Genomic DNA, 15,951 nt, shown 5'->3' with positions numbered 1-15,951 from the left:
TTGATTTGGTCACGCGTTCTGTGTTGTCCATCGGAACAAGTATACACTGCAGGCAAAAAAGAAAAGCCCGGCACCTAGCGTAATCGAAACGGGCAACACCAATTCATGGAACGTTCCACCGGTCCAAAGCGCGATCTCCATCGCCTTCACGGCCCAGGTCACGGGATTAAAGTTCGTAGCCGTCTTCATCCATGAAGGCATGATCATGACCGGGAACATAATGCCACTGAAACACGCCAGCAGCTGTGCCACCGACCAGCTCAACGCACCCGCCGCGCGCTCCGTGCTCACAAAGTTGGCCAGGAAGGTCATCAGCCCGGCAAAGAACACGGCATTCGAAAAACAAATGAGGATCATGTTCAAAAGCGAAGCGGTCTTGATACCGAAAAGCACAGAAGTAAAAGTCCACGTCACAAAAGAACTGATCAGGATCACGCTGATACAGGCCAGCGCTTTTCCGGCCAATACTTGAAATTTACGCACCGGCGCCAGCTGGATCCGGATGATCGTGCCCGAATGCTTTTCAATGGCAAGCGACGCCACCGAGGAGGCCACGCCACCGAACAATCCCCAGAACATCACTTTCGAAAATGCATAGTCATAGCTGGTGATGCCAGAAGAAGGGGGAAACGAACCGGCGAAGACACTTCCAATCAACGCCACCAGCACGACCGGTAGCGCAAAGGTGACGATGATGCTGGTCTTGTCCAGGAAAAGGAGTTGCAGATCTTTTCGGGTGAGGGTGATGATTTCTTTCATGATCAATCTCTTAAATGTTTTCCGGTAATATTCAAAAACGCTTTCTCCAGGCTCGGGCTCTCCATCTTCAGGGAAATGATCGGCTCTTCGGCATGGATACGGACGATCTCCTGAACGGGCTCATGCGTTTCTATTCTTGACTTGCCCTTGCTGGTCTCCACCGTCAGGATGCTTTGGCCGCCGTGACGCGCAATCAATTCTTCCACCGTTCCCTGGGCCACCAACTTGCCTTCGTCCAGGATGGCAACGGTGTCGCACAGTTGTTGGGCTTCCTCCAGGTAGTGGGAGGTGAGCAAGGTCGTACAACCTTCCGCTCTCAGATTTCTCAGCGTGTCAAAAATGGCATTTCGCGACTGCGGATCTACACCCACCGTTGGCTCATCCAGGATCAGCAATGAAGGACGATGAAGCAGCGCGATGGCAATGTTCAACCGTCGCTTCATTCCACCGGAATAGGTTTTGACCCGGTCCTTCGTGCGGTCGGTGAGGTTGACGAGCTCGAACACGCGTTGAATACTCGAGGTGAGATCGCTTCCCTGCAAGCCATAGAGCCTGCCAAAGAAGTTCAGGTTCTCATATGCCGTCAGGCTCTCATAGACCGCCAGGCTTTGGGGCACGATGCCGATCAGTCTTTTGATATTTGGATCCTGTGGTGATCCCGATCCCTGAAGTGTAATCGACCCTGCGTCGGGAAGCAGGCCGCCGACGATGATGTTGATGGTCGTGGTTTTGCCGGCGCCGTTGGGGCCAAGCAACCCGAACAGCTCGCCGCGGGCGATGGTGAGCGATAGGTCGTTCACCACCGTCTTTGCGCCAAAACGCTTTGTTACATTTTTGAGGTTTACCATGATGCTATAGTTTAGGCCCGGGCCAACCCCGGGTTATCGCCATTGACGGCGAGGGAACGTTTCTTCATTTTCAATCCGAACAATGGCCTTAAAATACTTACGCGACGGATGATCTCGAAGGCGCCAAAACATCCGGCAAAGGTGAGGACGATCACCATAACAAATTTCAATGGCACAGCAAGCGCCATGGGAAAGATCAGCCACGACGCCAGGGCCAGGAAGATCATATGAAGAATATACACCGGATAGGCAGCCTGACTCAAATACGACAACGCTTTGCTGGGGTGATTCAAATATTTGTTCCCAAACGCCAATACCGAAAAGATCCAACAATCCGATTCAACAACCAACAGGTATCCCGGCGTTTTTAACCCCAGCACCAAAAGACGCACCAGAAAGAGTGCAGACGCCAGCACCACGAATAGCCAGCGCCATTTCACGAGCATGCTCCAGAATGAATCGCCGCAGAGCACAAAACAAAATCCAACAAAGAAAGCCAGGAACCCCAGCACAAAGCCGTGCCAGGTCATGGCATACAGTTCGTAGGGGATGGGTTTTATCACCAACACTTCGGCAATGAAAAGGCCAACGACGGGGATCAGGCCGAGCGGGTTGCTCAGCATTTTCTTCATCCCCACAACAAATTTTCCGTTTTGATTTTTTTTCAGGTAGTAGAACAACGGCGACAGCAGAACCACATAGGCCAGAATGTTTCCCAGGAACCACAAGTGCCCCGGGTTCACCGCGTAGGCAAGGTCCCACTGGTAATACCGCTGGAGGATGAACACGCTCACGGGCACAATACAGGTCATCCCAAAAACATAGGGAACGAGGATGCGAAGCGAACGCTCCTGCAGCAGTCCCTTCCAATTCCGGTGTTGCATGGAAAAGTGAACGCCCATGCCCGAAACAAAAAACAGGAAGGGAATGCGCCAGATGTTCAACATCATCATCGGTGTCCACAGCGAAAGCCACGGCTCGCTGTTGGTGATAAAGCCGATCATGATCCCCCACGGTTGAAACGCGATGGCGATGTGGTAGATCAACAACAACCCGATGGCGATCACGCGAAGCCAATCGATATCGTATCTTCTGTTCTGGGTCGACATAGTGCTGGTCTTTTGGTGGTTTGTTATTTCAACATCTCGGCGATCTCGGGACGTGTTTTTTCGATGTAGGCATAGTCGAGCTTCAAGCCCATGGGCTCAAGCGCTTTCCCCATCATATCGTATACATTTTTTGATTCCGCAAACGAACCGGCCACCGTCAGGGCGGGGGTGGCGCCAAATTTATTTTTGATCGTCTTGTCCGCGCCTTTGTCCAGCAGCATGCGGACGATCTCCGGTCTGCAGAAAAATGCAGCCGTGTGGAGCGGTGTAGACCCGTCGTTGTTCTGGAAGTTGATGTCGGCACCCGCGTCGATGAGGATTTTGGCTTCTTCCGTCTTGCCAAACACAGCGGCGCTGATGAGGGGACTCGATCCGCCGAAGAGGTCTTTCTCATTGATGTTGGTGCCCGCGGCAATGTGTTGCTTCAACGCTTCCTGGTTGCCGGTGAGCACGGCGGTGTGGATGTCGACATCCGGGGTTTTTACGCCACTTTCTTTCTTTTGCGAACTGCCTTGAGAGTTGCAGGAAGCCACCAGGGCGATCAAAGCCAACCCGGTCAGGACGATCATCCAGGATGCGGGGTGTGTGCGATTTTCAGTTTTCATATGCATTGGTGTTTAGTTTTTTTTGAATAATTCAATGACCCAAAGAACGGCTCAACGACGGGGCAGGGCTAAACACCTTTGCGGACAAAACCATCAACTTTGCGGGATTCGATATAAATTATGACGCAGGGATGTAAATTTTGATGCAAGTAGGCCTCGAAAAGGGTAAATTGAGGCTGTTTGCGACACCCGAAACATACCGCGCTCCATGGCTGATGCTCTCCTTCCAGAAAGTGATTTTCTAATTGAATTGACTGCCGTCGTAGAGAAAAACATCGCGAATGAGCAGTTTGGCGTGTCCGAGCTGGCCGACGAAATGAGCATGAGCCGGTCGAACCTCCTGCGGAAGGTGAAAAAAGAGACCAAGCTCTCGGTCAGCCAATTGATCAACCAGGTCCGGCTGAAGCGGGGCATGGAGTTGTTGCGGAAAACATCCCAGAATGTCTCCGAAGTCTCGCACCAGGTGGGGTTCAACAGCACATCCTATTTTATAAAGTGCTTCCGCGAATACTATGGCTACCCGCCGGGTGAAGTGGGCAAGCGCGATAATACAACGCCCGCCGAAACGGCGATCGTCCCCGAATCGAACCGGGAATTTCCGGTCACCCACCAGAAGAAGGTAAGGCTGGCGTGGGTTGCCGGGGCTGTTGGAATTTTGGCGCTCGCCGTGGCCGGATACTTTTTCTGGCCCGGAACAAACCACAACGGCAAGGGACCGGAAAAATCCATCGCGGTCCTTCCCTTTAAAAACGACAGCAACGATTCTTCAAACGTCTACCTCGTCAACGGTTTGATGGAAGCCACCCTGAACAATCTGCAAAAGATCCAGGACCTTCGTGTGATCAGCCGCACGTCGGTTGAGAAGTATAGAAATGCTTCGCGGTCCATTCCCGAAATGGCGAAGGAACTGAATGTGAAATACTTTGTCGAAGGCAGTGGCCAGAAGTTGGGTGACCGCATTGTGCTGAACATTCAATTGATCGACGGCGAAACGGACAAGCATTTGTGGAGCAAGCAATATCGCCGCGAGGCAAAGGATATTTTTGAACTGCAGGAGGAAGTGGCCAAGAACATCACACAAGAAATTGAAGTGATCATCACGCCCGAGGAGGCCAGCCGCATCGGGAAGAAACCGACCGAAGATGCCGTGGCCTACGACTACTATCTGAAAGGCAGGGACCTGTTTTACCGCAGCGGTCCCAAAGACCTGGAAGAATCCATCCCGTGGTTCAGAAAGGCCGTCGAAAAAGATCCCAAATTCTCGCTTGCCTATGCCACGGCCACGATGGTGTATTATTATCTCGATATTTTTAACACCCAGAAACGCTACACCGCCGAAGTCGATGACTTCGCCGAGAAAGCGATTTTGTATGATGCCCGGTCGGCCGAAAGCATGATTGCCAAGGCACTGTCGTTCGCGCAGAAGCATCAATATGAGCTCTCCGTTCCTTATCTTGAAAAAGCGCTGGAATACGATCCGCATTCCGGGCTGGTACTTCACTTCCTGACGGAGTTCTATAACATCCACGTGCCCCACCCTCCGAAGTACCTGGAGTATGCGATCCGGAAAGTGAAGGCCGACAAAGGCGCCGACTCCACAACGGTGAGCTTTGGCTATTTCCACCTCAGCAACGCCCTCCTGCAAAACGGATTTCTCGACGAAGCATTGAAATACAACCAGAAGGCACTGCAGTTGGACCCGAAGAATTTTTTTGCCGGCTATGTAAACGATTATATCCACTATGCCCAGGACCGCGATCCGAAAAAAGCCGCGGAGCGCCTGCGCAAGCGATGGAGGAAGGCAACGACGCGATTTGATATTTTGCAGGAGATCGGTAAAATGGACTTCATACAACGCGACTATGCCGGCGCAGCGTCATGTTACGACAGCGCCACGGCTACGATGAAAATGTTCGGCCTCGATATTTTTAAGCATGAATACCTGAGGATTGGAGTGGCTTACGTGCTGGCAGGCCAAAAAGAAAAGGGCGAGGATTATATTCGTCAGTTCAAGGACTACGCCGATCAAAACCACACCATGTACAAAGACCTTCACCTGGCCATGTACTACTCCTATGAGGGCGACACAAACAAAGGGATGGAACTCTTCAAACGCTTCACCAACGAGCAAGACAACTTCCTCTACTGGCTCCTCCTCATCCCCACCGACCCCATCGCCGACAACCTGAAAAAGCACCCCGGCTTCGACGCCGTCATGAAAGAAATCGAACGGAAGTACTGGAAGATGCACGAAGAAATGAAGGAAAAATGGGAAGACGATTTTAAAAATCTCTAGTGAACAACATGAACGTCCGACAACTGACTACTTACTACTAGCTACTGACTACTGACCACTGGCTCCTCGCATGAACGTTCTCCCCCCGGATGCCGTTCAGCTTCAAACAAGGCCCATGAAAAACATTCCCGTAAGACAGATCAAAGCCACCGCGAAAGAAGCACCCATCTTCGATGGGTTCAGCATCCGCGATGTGAGCGTTTTACTGGATGGAAAAGACATGGTCCAGGAACTTCACCGCCACGATTTCTTCTACATCCTGGCCTTAAAAAAAGGAGCAGGCCGTCATGAGATCGACTTCGTACCGTACGACGTTCATGATCACGCTGTTTTCGTGATGCGCCCGGGCCAGGTCCACCAACACACCCTGAAAGCCAGAAGTGCAGGATACCTGATAGAATTCAAGCCCGATTTTTATCATCCCCATGACAAGGTCTCAGCCCAACCCCTGCGCAAAGCAAGCGCGGTAAACTGGCATCCGTTGGATGCGAGTCGATTCAATAAGTTGTTTCCGCTATTGACGTATATTTTTGAGGAGTATACCGAGAAGCAGGAGGGATACGGGGAGGTGATCAAAGCAAATCTCGGTATTTTCTTTATCGAACTGGTTCGCCAGAATAGTAAGCCACCTTCAACCCCTGTGAACTCATATGCGCAGGAACGGCTCGAGGATTTTTTAGAACTTTTGGAAACGCATATTGCCAGTCATAAACAAGTGGCGGACTATGGTGAGATGATGAATCTTTCACCCTACCAGCTCAATGCCATCACAAAGGCAACGCTGGGCAAAACATGTTCTGAGCTGATCAACGAACACATCATCCTGGAATCCAAACGATATCTGCTGGCCACGTCAAACCAGGTAAACCAGGTGGCTTACCACCTGGGATATGAAGATGTTTCTTACTTTATTCGCTTCTTCAAAAAGCACACGGGACATTCGCCCGAGGCATTCCGGCACAATTTCAGATAAGTCCTGTCAAACTACATTTTTGTCCTATCCGGTAGTAGATCATAGAAACTACTTTTGAGGAAACAAATTTCAAAAAGTAATTTCTAGCGTATGAAAACAAAAGCAAAGTTGATGGCATCCTTGAAAATATGGGTCGTCATCTATCCGTCGATCACGTTGTTTCTTTACCTGTTTGGTGAGGCATTGTCTGGCCTGCCCTTGTATCAAAGAACGCTGCTGCTGACCGTGTCGTTAGTTCCCTGGATCGTATTCGTTGGTGTGCCCTTTGTGGATTTGATCATCGGCCTGATCTCACCAAAAAACGAAAAAAGATAAAACGGTGTTCTACACCGCGGGGTTGCCCGGGCAGCCCTCGCTTTCTTATTTCAAATAGCAATTTTCAAAACAGGATCGAATGAAAGAGAACAGACATTTTGACGTGATCATCGTTGGTGGAAGTTATTCAGGACTCGCAGCGGGCATGGCGTTGGGCAGGGCGCTGAGAAAAGTTCTGATCATCGATAGCGGGAAACCCTGTAACCGGCAAACCCCCCACTCGCACAACTTCATTACCCAGGATGGGAAAACGCCCAAAGAAATTGCGACCCTCGCGAAACAGCAGGTGGAGAAGTACGACACCGTGACATTTGTCAGCGACTTGGCAACCACCGGGAAAAAAACGGAGAAAGGATTTGAAATTCAAACCGCATCCGGTGAAACGTTTGGCGCCAGCAAATTGATCTTTGCGACGGGCATCAGCGACATCATGCCCGACCTCGCCGGGTATGCCGAATGCTGGGGCATCTCGGTGCTTCATTGCCCGTACTGTCACGGCTACGAAGTGAAAAATGAACAAACCGGGATCCTGGGCAATGGCGAATACGGCTTTGAATTCTCCGCCCTCATCTCCAACTGGACGAAAGACCTGACCCTCTTCACCAACGGACCGTCAACGCTCACGGCCGAACAGACCGCGAAGGTCAAAGGCCGCAATATTAAAATTGTAGAGTCGGAAATTGAGAAACTGGAACATGCACAGGGGCATCTTCAAAAAGTCATTTTCAAAGACGGCACCGTCGCCCCTTTGAAAGCCCTGTACGCGCGCCCCGCCTTTAAACAGCATTGCACCCTACCCGAAACCCTCGGCTGCGAAATGACAGAGGAGGGGTATGTAAAGGTCGATGCTTTTCAAAAGACGACCATGCCCGGAATTTTTGCTTGTGGAGACAACACCACCCGGATGCGTTCCGTGGCAAACGCGGTGGCCATGGGTACAGCCGCCGGGGCGGTGGTAAATAGGGAACTTGTTTTCGAAGCGTTCTGAACAAGGCTGACTCTATTCGAGCATATTTTTTGAGAGCCTCCTCGTCGCCGCGATGAGGCGTTTGGAGTTGTCCATCGGTAAGGTATTTGAATTTTGATCGGGCAGAGCCGCTCTCGTCCAGTGACGGTATGGACGAGGAGAAAGGCAACCCCATAGATTGAGGCGAACGATCCAGGAAACCTGACATTAATCAATTTCGGACACGAGATTTGTCATCCGGGAATTCCCGTAATGACGCTAGGTTTGGCTACATCAAAAAGTAAAAACCGATGCGACGTCAGAATATTGAAACAGGATCCGGCCTTTCGTCGCTGCGGATGGTGCCATTGGTGGTCTATGCGGGCGTGATCCTTTATTTTGGTAGAGATCTTTTCATCCCCATCAGTTTTGCGCTGCTCATCAGTTTTATCCTCTATCCCATTTGCCGTTGGCTCGAGTTGAAGGGATTTAGCCGGATGTGGGCGATCGCTGTCTCGCTTTCGCTGTTGGTGATGGTGGGTGTGTTACTCGCGGCGTTGCTGGCGAGCCAGTTTATTTCTTTTTTTGACGAATGGCCGTTGCTGCAAGCGAAGGTCGATCGCTCCATAGACGAAGTGAGCAAGACGCTGGCCGACGTGTTTGCCATCTCCAAAGACCAGCAGGAGCATTGGCTGGCCAGGATCGCGGAGCAGTCGGGAAGCAATTTGCTGGCTGTTTTAAGAAACGCCATTTCGGTTTCCGCGTTCTCCACGGTGTTGCTGGTGCTCATCCCCGTCTACGCTGCCCTTTTGCTTTATTACCGGCACTATTGGATCAAGGTATTGGGCAGAATTTTTCCGCACGAGCGGAGCGAAAGCCTGCGCGCCATGATCGCCCTGTCTATCGGGACGTACTATAATTTTGTGAAAGGCATGGTGGTGGTGTACGTGATCGTGGGTACGCTAAACAGCATCGGCCTCTTACTCCTGGGAATTCCGCATGCCATTCTTTTCGGATTCATGGCTTCCATTCTCACCGTTGTGCCCTATGTAGGGATCATCGCCGGATCATTGTTGCCCATGGCCATGGCGTGGATCACCTACGACTCCATCTGGTATCCCATCGGTATCGCAGGGGTTTTTACGTTTGTCCAATACCTGGAGGCGAACGTCATTTTTCCGGTTGCCGTGAGCAGCCGTCTGAACGTGAACACCCTGGTGATGTTGGTGGTGATCTTTGCCGGCGGGATCTTGTGGGGCGTAGCGGGCATGATCCTCTTTGTCCCCTTCCTGGGCATCGCCAAACTTGTGGCGGATCATAACCCGAAATGGAAAACAGTCTCCATGTTGTTGGGAACAGAGGACGACGAACGCAAGCGCACGAAGGTGTAACCGCTCCGGACGTTTAAAATTGTTTGTTGACGGTATATTCTAAGTAATCGCGTAGACCCACTTTCAATAAATATCAAATCATCATGAACACGATCGTCGTCTATTATTCCTTCACCAACAACAACGAGCAGTTGGCGAAGCTCCTCCAGGAAAAACTAAAGTGTGAGATCCTGAAAATCGAGACGGTCCGCAGACGCACGGCCCTGTCCATTTTCCTCGATGTTCTCTTCCAACGGAAGCCCGCTATCCGGCCGCATGAAATGGCGATGGAACGTTATGACCGGTTTATATTCGTGGCCCCAGTGTGGGCCGGTAGAATGGCATCGCCGTTAAGAACATTTCTGTACGAGGAAAAGAATTTCATCGTCCGCTATTCCTTCATTACGCTATGCGGCGGCGGTCAGGATAACCAACGGTGGAGATTGGAGAAGGAACTCACCGCGATCCTTGAAACGCCACCCGAGAATGTGACGGAGCTGTGGATAAAGGAGGTCTTGGAATCAAAGAACATGGACCCCACAAAATTCACTACCGCCTACCGGGTCGAGTCGAAAGACTTTGAACGATTTGCTGACAAGATCAACGCGTTTATCAAGTAGTGTTATAAAGAGCGGGCCTTATAGGTAGACGCGAAATCCATTGTGGAAAGTAATGCCATTTCCGTAGGAAGGGCTGTCCTCCAGCCTTTCGGCATGCGCGGTGCAGTGGGCGTACCCCACGCTAAAAAAATAAGAAAGCAGCAAACGCGAATTCCGGACAATAAAGAATTCTCCCCCCGCGTCGCCGGTGACACCGGTGATCCGCTTCGCGTTGGTGAAACTTTGATTGGGGTCGATAAAGAAAGGCCCGGCTTCAAAGAAGGCCCTGCTGTTTCCCATCATGCGCGTGTTGTAGACCAGGAGCGAGGTGTAAATCGAATACCGCGTCCATTGGTGCCTTTCGACCCGATATACTTCAAACCAGTTCATGTTGCTCTTCAGCCGGATGGACAGTCGTTTGTTCCAGAACGCCGGCGTGCTGGCTTCCAGCCCTACGCCCCAGTCGAGACCTTGCTGGTTGACGCTGGCCCCAAAAGAGAATCGGTTTACACGTGAATGCAAGTCAGGGGTTTCTTCTTGCGCGTAGCCATAACGACAGGTCATGGTGCAGAGTGTAAAGATGAATAGTAATGTCAGTTTCATGAGGTACGGATTTAGGATCGTGCGGTTCACCATGCATACGTTTTTGAAAGGGGCCAGCTTTGCAAGCCACGACTTCCCGGCGTTTTAAAAACCGGTCAACCTTCACGTAGTAAACCTCGATTTTTTTTTCAAAGCGTCGGATGATGGTAGTCAACAAAGGAGAGTGACTTATATCAGGTTCTTTTGTGCCGGTTGAGAATCACCGAGGGGCTTTGTTGGAATGATAAAGATTAGGATACGGTCCTGACGATCGTCAGTGTTTGGCAACGTAGAAATTTCGAAATTGTAAAAAAAAACAACATGACCCCATCCACCTTCGAAACACTGAAACGCAGACCACGCAAGGCTGTGGCCCGGAGAGATGTTGCCCTTTTGGAGCATTCGAGTGAAAATACCTGGCGTTCATTTTACGCTTTGACGGAACATTGGAGATCCGACCTCACCTTTGTTGATAACGAATTAAATTTTTTCAGAAAACTGATGTTCGACTATTTCGCGCGACGGATCGATGGATCGCTTCTCGAACAAACGCGAAGATTGTCGACACAAGAAACCAAGATCGAAAAAAGACGGGTTGCACTGGACGAAAGAATATTGGATCAAAAGGCCAACCTGGCCCGGCTCATGGAGAATCCTTTTACACACGAAGCCCAGACCTGCAGGGATGAACAAGAGGCCCTGGAAAATGATTTTGCGGAACTCATAAAAGATTTTCGACTCTTCAAACACAACCTGTTCGCCGTGACAACCGAAATACTAAAATCCGAAAAAGGCCAGGCTGTTGCTGTTGACTAAGCAGGACGAAGTAGCGTTGCCTGGCGCAGGATTGAATGAGCGAACGGGAAGACCTACACCGGCAATGCCTCCGTGTGCGGCTCGGGTCTCAGCCGGTGAAGATTGTCGATGGCCGCGCGCAGACGGTTGTCTACTTCCGACACCAGGTCATTCAACAGTGCTGTGCGGATTCCTTTGTCCAGCGATTCCAGGGGATTGATCGCCGTGACTTCCACCTCACCATTTTCATGTTCCTGTACCACCACGTTGCACGGCATCATGATGCCAAGATGCGACTCCAAGCTGATGGCCTTGTAAGCAAACTGCGGATTGCACGCGCTAAGGATCTTATAATTTCTAAAATCGATGCTCAACTTTTGTTTGAAAGTATCTTTCACATCGATGATCGTGATCGTACCAAATCCTTGCTGCTGCAAATTTTTTGTGACCTTTTCCATAACGTCCTGAAAGGGAAGGGTCAATTTTCGGGAGTAGTAGGGCATGGCTTTTTTTACCCGAATATAACCCTGAATTCATTGATAATCTCCTGAATAATTGTCACAGTCCGGTCTGATTCTTGTCAGCCATCAAGACCGGTCAACTTTACATTCTCATAGACAAATTGTCGCGCCACGCCCCCATCATCAGGGGTGATCGTCAAATCATTTTGATTAGCACACGCCATCCATCATTCACACTCCCTCACAACTACTCACCACCAACAAACGCCAAATTCTCCCTCCTGAACTTCTATCTCCTGAATTCTGGCTCCTGACTCCTGAACTCCCCAACGGAACATTTACAAAGCGCCCTATGTTTTTTATGAAGTAACCAGAAAGACTGCAACCCTATGTTCTCCCTAAAAGACCCATGGTCTCGCCCCTCATCCGGCCGGGAAGACCACACAACACATCGGTCGGATTTTTCGCAATCCTTGGGCACGATGGTCGTGGTGGGAATTATTTTGGCTGTTCTGTCGGGCTTTGTCTGGGCATTGATTGAATTTATAAAACTGAAAGTACACTGAGCCCCCGTGGCTGGAAGGTAAAAGAAAAGGCCGCTCAAAACACCATGTTGAGCGGCCCTTTCATGTCCGTCGATTTTCGATCAGGCATCAGTTTTTTTTCCTGGCCTCTTTTATTTGCTTTCGACGTATTTCTTGAAGTTGTTCAGAATCGCTTGCCAGCCTCCTCTTTGCATCTCTTCCGAATTTTCGGTCTCCGCATCAAACGTGATGGTCAGTTTGGTTTGATTGCCAACCGTGTCAAAATCAGCCGTGGCCTTTCTGCCATCGCCCATGGTATAGGTGAAGGTCTTTTGGTCGATCACTTCATCGTAGATCGCTTCAAAATCAAATCCGAAACTTCCGTCTTTGGCTGCCATGGTGGCGCTGTACTTGCCACCTACCCGGAGGTCGTTGGCTGCTTTGGGGCAATGCCAGTCGTCGGAAGCGAAATTCCACTTGGTGATGTGCTTCGGGTTAGTATAGTAATCCCAAACTTTTTTGCGGTCTGCTGCGATGTTCGCTTGAACGGTGATTTTTACTGCATTCATGTTTTTTAAGATTTTAGGGTTATAGAGAATTATTTGATCATGGGAAGATAGCGCTGGCGGTTTTCGAGGATCACAAAGAGATTGATGGCCAGCAATGCCAGGGCAATGGGCAAACCCGAGGGTTCCGTAACCGTGTTGGTCAGGAGAATGCCGATGAGCACCGGGAAGATGACCAGGGCTCCCAATGCGCGGGTCTTTGGAATGGTGAAGAGCACGCCCCCCAGAACCTCCGCGAAGCCAACCAGCGGCATCAGCCAACCGATCTTCATAAACGCGCTCCAGGCTACCATCATCTCCGCGGGTATGTTGTCGGGCATGGGCATGTAGTTAAAGAATTTGTTCAGCCCGGCGTTGATGAACATCAATCCGAAAACCAGGCTCACGATAAAAATGATCTTCTGTTTCATGGCGTCTTATTTGGTTAGTGTGAGTAACAAATCATCCAATCGTCCAAGCGTAGAGGTCATGCCTTCTTGCATATTCATTTTGATGACCGATTCCAACTCGTTCAGGGAGTTATAGGTGACGATCGTCTGAACAAGCGCATGTTTTGCAAGGTCTTGAAAGGTCACATCCCAATGGGCGCGGGGCATGTTTGGATTGATGCTGCCGTTGGCATCAGAAAATGCGTCAAGCGCTGTATAGTGATCAATGGGTTGTATTTTGATGTAATCCAGGCGACCCCAATATTCGGTTCCCGAAGCCTCCACCATAGCGTAGTGCCAGTGGCCTCCGTCTCTGAAATCCATGGTTTTTGTTCTTGTCGTAAGCGGTCTGGGTGCAAACCACTGATCCAGCAGCTCGCTTTTGGTGTGCGCATCCCAAACCAGCTGGCGAGGTGCTGCAAATTCGCGGCGAAGGGTAATGGTGTTTTTTTCCTTGTCGACCAGGAAGTCGAATTGTAGGTTAAGCTTCATCTTTTTTTGTTTGAAGGTTTGATAATATGTTGTCTAGTTGATCAAATCGTGATTCCCAGATCTTTCTGAATTGCCCCAGCCACTGATCGATGTCTTTCATTTTGTCAGCTCTCAGTTGATAAAAAATTTCCCGCCCCTGCTGACTCGCTTCGATCAGCTCGCACTCGCTTAATATTTGCATGTGCTTGGAGATGGTGGGGCGCGCGGTCGCAAAGTTGTCGGCAATAGCACCGGCGGTCATGGTCTGCGCGGCAAGCAAAACAAGTATCGCCCTCCGGGTGGGGTCTGCTATGGCCTGAAAAGGATCTCTTCTAAGTTTCATACCCAATTCGTTTTGATTGATTATGTAGCTATTTGGCTACAAATATATACGTAGCCATTTAACTACGGATACATTTTTTTGGATTTTTTTTGAGAAAGAAGGCTAAATTTTCTGCTTCTGATCAAAAAATGGCTCTTTTCATGCTCACAGCCAGCGAATTATGTAAAATCAGGCCCATGTTTGCGATTTTCATTGCGGGCACAAATTCATGATATAAAAGGGCTTGATAATAAGCTATATCCATAGTAGACTACCGAAAGTGCACCTTAGCTGACCCAACCGATGGACCTCTTGTTTACTTTGATTCCCGCCGCCATAAGTCTCCCCAGGTTCGATAGCATTAAACCTGTGCGACCTCACAAATCGGCACCTGGAACCCGTGCGTTATGGTTTGTCTTCGTGGCGGCTGTTGCCATCACCCCGGTGTCTGGGCAAGTGCGCCAGGCTCAGAACCCGATCATTTTTGCCGATGTTCCCGACATGGCGATGATTCGCGTAGGTGACACTTATTATATGAGTAGCACCACCATGCACATGAGTCCGGGGTTGCCCATCATGAAATCCAAAGATCTTGTGAACTGGAAGCTTGTCAACTACGCTTATGATACACTGGCCGACATGGACGAACTAAACCTCAACCATGGGAAAAATTCCTACGGCTGGGGCTCCTGGGCCAGCAGCCTGCGCTTCCACGATGGACTATATTATGTGACCACATTCGCGCAGACCACGGGCAAGACCTACATTTTTACAACGCGCGACATTGAAAAGGGACCGTGGAAAGTTTCGGCATTTTCTCCCGCATATCACGATAATTCACTGTTCTTCGACGACGATGGCCGTGTATACCTGGTGTATGGCGGAGGGAAGATCAAGCTGGTTGAACTGAATGCCGATGTTTCGGGTGTAAAACCGGGCACGGCAGAACAAGTGGTGATCGAGAATGCCAGTTTACCCGCCGGCGAAAATGTCGGTCTTCCTGCCGAAGGTTCTCAATTGTTTAAAGTCAACGGGAAGTACTATCTGTTCAACATCACTTGGCCAAAAGGCGGTATGCGCACCGTTGTGATCCACCGGGCGGATAAAATAACAGGACCCTACGAAGGAAGGCTCGCCCTCCAGGATCTGGGTGTGGCACAAGGTGGTCTTATCGACACCCCCGATGGAAATTGGTACGCCTACCTGTTTCGCGATTTCGGTTCGGTGGGGCGAATACCTTACCTGGTTCCCGTGACCTGGGTAGACGGCTGGCCGGTGTTGGGCGTGGAAGGCAAAGTGCCAACGACGCTCAACCTTCCGCCGGGCATGGGCCTGATTCCAAATATTGTTGCGGCCGACGAGTTTACGCGCAAGAAAGATGAGCCTGCATTGCCATTGGTATGGCAATGGAATCATAACCCAGACCCTGCGCATTGGTCGATAACAAAAAGAAAGGGATACCTGCGTCTTGAAACTGCGCGGCTCGATACCTCCTTTGTGTCGGCCAGAAACACGTTGACACAGCGCACCATCGGCCCGCAATGTTCCGGGACCACCTCGTTGGATGTAGCAAGGATGAAAGATGGAGACTTTGCCGGGATTGCCTTGTTGCAAAAGAGGTACGGTCTGATTGGTGTGAAGAACATGGGCGGGACAAAATCAGTGGTGATGATCAGCGCCGAATCCGGGAGACCGGTGGAGAAGTTCAGCGCCGCGCTTACGCAGCAGACCGTTTACTTCAAAATCGAATGCGACTTTCTCAACCTCAACGACACCGCCACTTTCTTCTACAGCCTCGATGGCAAGTCGTGGACGGCAGTCGATGCAAAACTTAAAATGGCCTACACCTTGCCACACTTCATGGGATACCGCTTCGGCTTATTCAACTATGCCACCAAAATGATCGGCGGATTTGCCGACTTTGATTTTTTCCATATCGAGGATCAGATCGCTACCCGGACGATGCCTGAAAAATGATGTCG

Annotated in this window: 18 protein-coding genes; 8 read left to right on the top strand and 10 right to left on the bottom strand. The window is 50.3% G+C overall.

Features of this window, described 5'->3' with window-relative positions:
• Positions 1-9: 9 nt before the first annotated feature.
• The 4 genes from BUB30_RS16530 to BUB30_RS16515 are packed head-to-tail and all read right to left on the bottom strand — an operon-like array spanning position 10 to position 3,321.
• Positions 10-759, bottom strand: coding sequence for an ABC transporter permease (locus tag BUB30_RS16530; RefSeq protein WP_073136074.1), 750 nt, complete (start codon positions 757-759; stop codon positions 10-12).
• A gap of 2 nt (positions 760-761) precedes the next feature.
• Complete coding sequence (locus tag BUB30_RS16525) at positions 762-1,607, bottom strand: ABC transporter ATP-binding protein (protein ID WP_073136072.1); 846 nt, start codon at positions 1,605-1,607, stop codon at positions 762-764.
• An 11-nt stretch (positions 1,608-1,618) separates the two neighbouring features.
• Positions 1,619-2,716, bottom strand: coding sequence for an acyltransferase family protein (locus BUB30_RS16520; protein WP_073136070.1), 1,098 nt, complete (start codon positions 2,714-2,716; stop codon positions 1,619-1,621).
• Between the two features lie 23 nt (positions 2,717-2,739).
• Positions 2,740-3,321 (bottom strand): ankyrin repeat domain-containing protein, encoded by a 582-nt coding sequence (locus tag BUB30_RS16515; RefSeq protein ID WP_073136068.1) that lies wholly within the window; start codon positions 3,319-3,321, stop codon positions 2,740-2,742.
• Between the two features lie 208 nt (positions 3,322-3,529).
• On the opposite strand from BUB30_RS16515, the gene BUB30_RS16510 reads away from it, so the two are divergent.
• From BUB30_RS16510 to BUB30_RS16485, 6 genes are all read left to right on the top strand, one after another.
• Positions 3,530-5,617, top strand: coding sequence for a helix-turn-helix domain-containing protein (locus BUB30_RS16510; protein WP_073136066.1), 2,088 nt, complete (start codon positions 3,530-3,532; stop codon positions 5,615-5,617).
• Positions 5,618-5,732: 115 nt separating this feature from the next.
• Positions 5,733-6,590, top strand: coding sequence for a helix-turn-helix domain-containing protein (locus tag BUB30_RS16505; protein ID WP_073136064.1), 858 nt, complete (start codon positions 5,733-5,735; stop codon positions 6,588-6,590).
• A 90-nt stretch (positions 6,591-6,680) separates the two neighbouring features.
• Positions 6,681-6,905, top strand: coding sequence for a putative antibiotic biosynthesis monooxygenase (locus BUB30_RS16500; protein WP_073136062.1), 225 nt, complete (start codon positions 6,681-6,683; stop codon positions 6,903-6,905).
• 79 nt (positions 6,906-6,984) lie between these two features.
• Complete coding sequence (locus BUB30_RS16495; protein WP_073136060.1) at positions 6,985-7,893, top strand: NAD(P)/FAD-dependent oxidoreductase; 909 nt, start codon at positions 6,985-6,987, stop codon at positions 7,891-7,893.
• Between the two features lie 269 nt (positions 7,894-8,162).
• Positions 8,163-9,242, top strand: a complete 1,080-nt coding sequence (locus tag BUB30_RS16490) for an AI-2E family transporter (RefSeq protein WP_073136058.1) — start codon at positions 8,163-8,165, stop codon at positions 9,240-9,242.
• An 83-nt stretch (positions 9,243-9,325) separates the two neighbouring features.
• Positions 9,326-9,841 carry a flavodoxin family protein gene (locus BUB30_RS16485; protein ID WP_073136056.1) on the top strand — a complete coding sequence of 172 codons (516 nt, stop codon included), beginning with the start codon at positions 9,326-9,328 and terminating at the stop codon, positions 9,839-9,841.
• Positions 9,842-9,859: 18 nt separating this feature from the next.
• Here the strand turns inward: BUB30_RS16485 and BUB30_RS16480 are convergent, their stop codons facing one another.
• A complete protein-coding gene (locus tag BUB30_RS16480) occupies positions 9,860-10,423 on the bottom strand; it encodes a hypothetical protein (protein ID WP_143164958.1) in 564 nt (187 codons plus the stop codon).
• A 300-nt stretch (positions 10,424-10,723) separates the two neighbouring features.
• Here BUB30_RS16480 and BUB30_RS16475 point away from each other — a divergent pair, with 300 nt between their 5' ends.
• Complete coding sequence (locus BUB30_RS16475) at positions 10,724-11,218, top strand: hypothetical protein (RefSeq protein WP_073136052.1); 495 nt, start codon at positions 10,724-10,726, stop codon at positions 11,216-11,218.
• A gap of 53 nt (positions 11,219-11,271) precedes the next feature.
• Here BUB30_RS16475 and BUB30_RS16470 read toward each other — a convergent pair whose 3' ends face one another.
• The 5 genes from BUB30_RS16470 to BUB30_RS16450 all read right to left on the bottom strand — a co-directional run bounded on the left by BUB30_RS16470 (position 11,272) and on the right by BUB30_RS16450 (position 13,990).
• Positions 11,272-11,700, bottom strand: a complete 429-nt coding sequence (locus tag BUB30_RS16470; protein ID WP_073136050.1) for a DUF302 domain-containing protein — start codon at positions 11,698-11,700, stop codon at positions 11,272-11,274.
• Positions 11,701-12,334: 634 nt separating this feature from the next.
• Positions 12,335-12,751 (bottom strand): SRPBCC family protein, encoded by a 417-nt coding sequence (locus BUB30_RS16465; RefSeq protein ID WP_073136048.1) that lies wholly within the window; start codon positions 12,749-12,751, stop codon positions 12,335-12,337.
• Positions 12,752-12,780: 29 nt separating this feature from the next.
• Positions 12,781-13,158 carry a MauE/DoxX family redox-associated membrane protein gene (locus BUB30_RS16460; RefSeq protein ID WP_073136046.1) on the bottom strand — a complete coding sequence of 126 codons (378 nt, stop codon included), beginning with the start codon at positions 13,156-13,158 and terminating at the stop codon, positions 12,781-12,783.
• A 6-nt stretch (positions 13,159-13,164) separates the two neighbouring features.
• A complete protein-coding gene (locus tag BUB30_RS16455; RefSeq protein ID WP_073136044.1) occupies positions 13,165-13,668 on the bottom strand; it encodes an SRPBCC family protein in 504 nt (167 codons plus the stop codon).
• Positions 13,658-13,990 (bottom strand): metalloregulator ArsR/SmtB family transcription factor, encoded by a 333-nt coding sequence (locus BUB30_RS16450; protein WP_073137312.1) that lies wholly within the window; start codon positions 13,988-13,990, stop codon positions 13,658-13,660. Before BUB30_RS16450 ends, BUB30_RS16455 begins: the two co-directional genes overlap by 11 nt.
• A gap of 399 nt (positions 13,991-14,389) precedes the next feature.
• Here BUB30_RS16450 and BUB30_RS16445 point away from each other — a divergent pair, with 399 nt between their 5' ends.
• Positions 14,390-15,946 carry a glycoside hydrolase family 43 protein gene (locus BUB30_RS16445; protein ID WP_073137311.1) on the top strand — a complete coding sequence of 519 codons (1,557 nt, stop codon included), beginning with the start codon at positions 14,390-14,392 and terminating at the stop codon, positions 15,944-15,946.
• Positions 15,947-15,951 lie beyond the last annotated feature (5 nt).

The sequence above is a fragment of the Chryseolinea serpens genome (assembly GCF_900129725.1).
Classification (GTDB): domain Bacteria; phylum Bacteroidota; class Bacteroidia; order Cytophagales; family Cyclobacteriaceae; genus Chryseolinea; species Chryseolinea serpens.
This window is presented reverse-complemented; position numbering and strand designations above follow the sequence as displayed.

What these genes read in the sequence shown, in the direction of transcription:
- BUB30_RS16500 (WP_073136062.1), top strand. Translation starts at nt 6,681, where the DNA reads ATGAAAACAAAAGCAAAGTTGATGGCATCCTTGAAAATATGGGTCGTC.
- BUB30_RS16460 (WP_073136046.1), bottom strand. Translation starts at nt 13,158, where the DNA reads ATGAAACAGAAGATCATTTTTATCGTGAGCCTGGTTTTCGGATTGATG.
- BUB30_RS16490 (WP_073136058.1), top strand. Translation starts at nt 8,163, where the DNA reads ATGCGACGTCAGAATATTGAAACAGGATCCGGCCTTTCGTCGCTGCGG.
- BUB30_RS16515 (WP_073136068.1), bottom strand. Translation starts at nt 3,321, where the DNA reads ATGAAAACTGAAAATCGCACACACCCCGCATCCTGGATGATCGTCCTG.
- BUB30_RS16470 (WP_073136050.1), bottom strand. Translation starts at nt 11,700, where the DNA reads ATGCCCTACTACTCCCGAAAATTGACCCTTCCCTTTCAGGACGTTATG.
- BUB30_RS16485 (WP_073136056.1), top strand. Translation starts at nt 9,326, where the DNA reads ATGAACACGATCGTCGTCTATTATTCCTTCACCAACAACAACGAGCAG.
- BUB30_RS16455 (WP_073136044.1), bottom strand. Translation starts at nt 13,668, where the DNA reads ATGAAGCTTAACCTACAATTCGACTTCCTGGTCGACAAGGAAAAAAAC.
- BUB30_RS16505 (WP_073136064.1), top strand. Translation starts at nt 5,733, where the DNA reads ATGAAAAACATTCCCGTAAGACAGATCAAAGCCACCGCGAAAGAAGCA.
- BUB30_RS16525 (WP_073136072.1), bottom strand. Translation starts at nt 1,607, where the DNA reads ATGGTAAACCTCAAAAATGTAACAAAGCGTTTTGGCGCAAAGACGGTG.
- BUB30_RS16465 (WP_073136048.1), bottom strand. Translation starts at nt 12,751, where the DNA reads ATGAATGCAGTAAAAATCACCGTTCAAGCGAACATCGCAGCAGACCGC.
- BUB30_RS16450 (WP_073137312.1), bottom strand. Translation starts at nt 13,990, where the DNA reads ATGAAACTTAGAAGAGATCCTTTTCAGGCCATAGCAGACCCCACCCGG.
- BUB30_RS16530 (WP_073136074.1), bottom strand. Translation starts at nt 759, where the DNA reads ATGAAAGAAATCATCACCCTCACCCGAAAAGATCTGCAACTCCTTTTC.
- BUB30_RS16510 (WP_073136066.1), top strand. Translation starts at nt 3,530, where the DNA reads ATGGCTGATGCTCTCCTTCCAGAAAGTGATTTTCTAATTGAATTGACT.
- BUB30_RS16480 (WP_143164958.1), bottom strand. Translation starts at nt 10,423, where the DNA reads ATGAAACTGACATTACTATTCATCTTTACACTCTGCACCATGACCTGT.
- BUB30_RS16520 (WP_073136070.1), bottom strand. Translation starts at nt 2,716, where the DNA reads ATGTCGACCCAGAACAGAAGATACGATATCGATTGGCTTCGCGTGATC.
- BUB30_RS16475 (WP_073136052.1), top strand. Translation starts at nt 10,724, where the DNA reads ATGACCCCATCCACCTTCGAAACACTGAAACGCAGACCACGCAAGGCT.
- BUB30_RS16495 (WP_073136060.1), top strand. Translation starts at nt 6,985, where the DNA reads ATGAAAGAGAACAGACATTTTGACGTGATCATCGTTGGTGGAAGTTAT.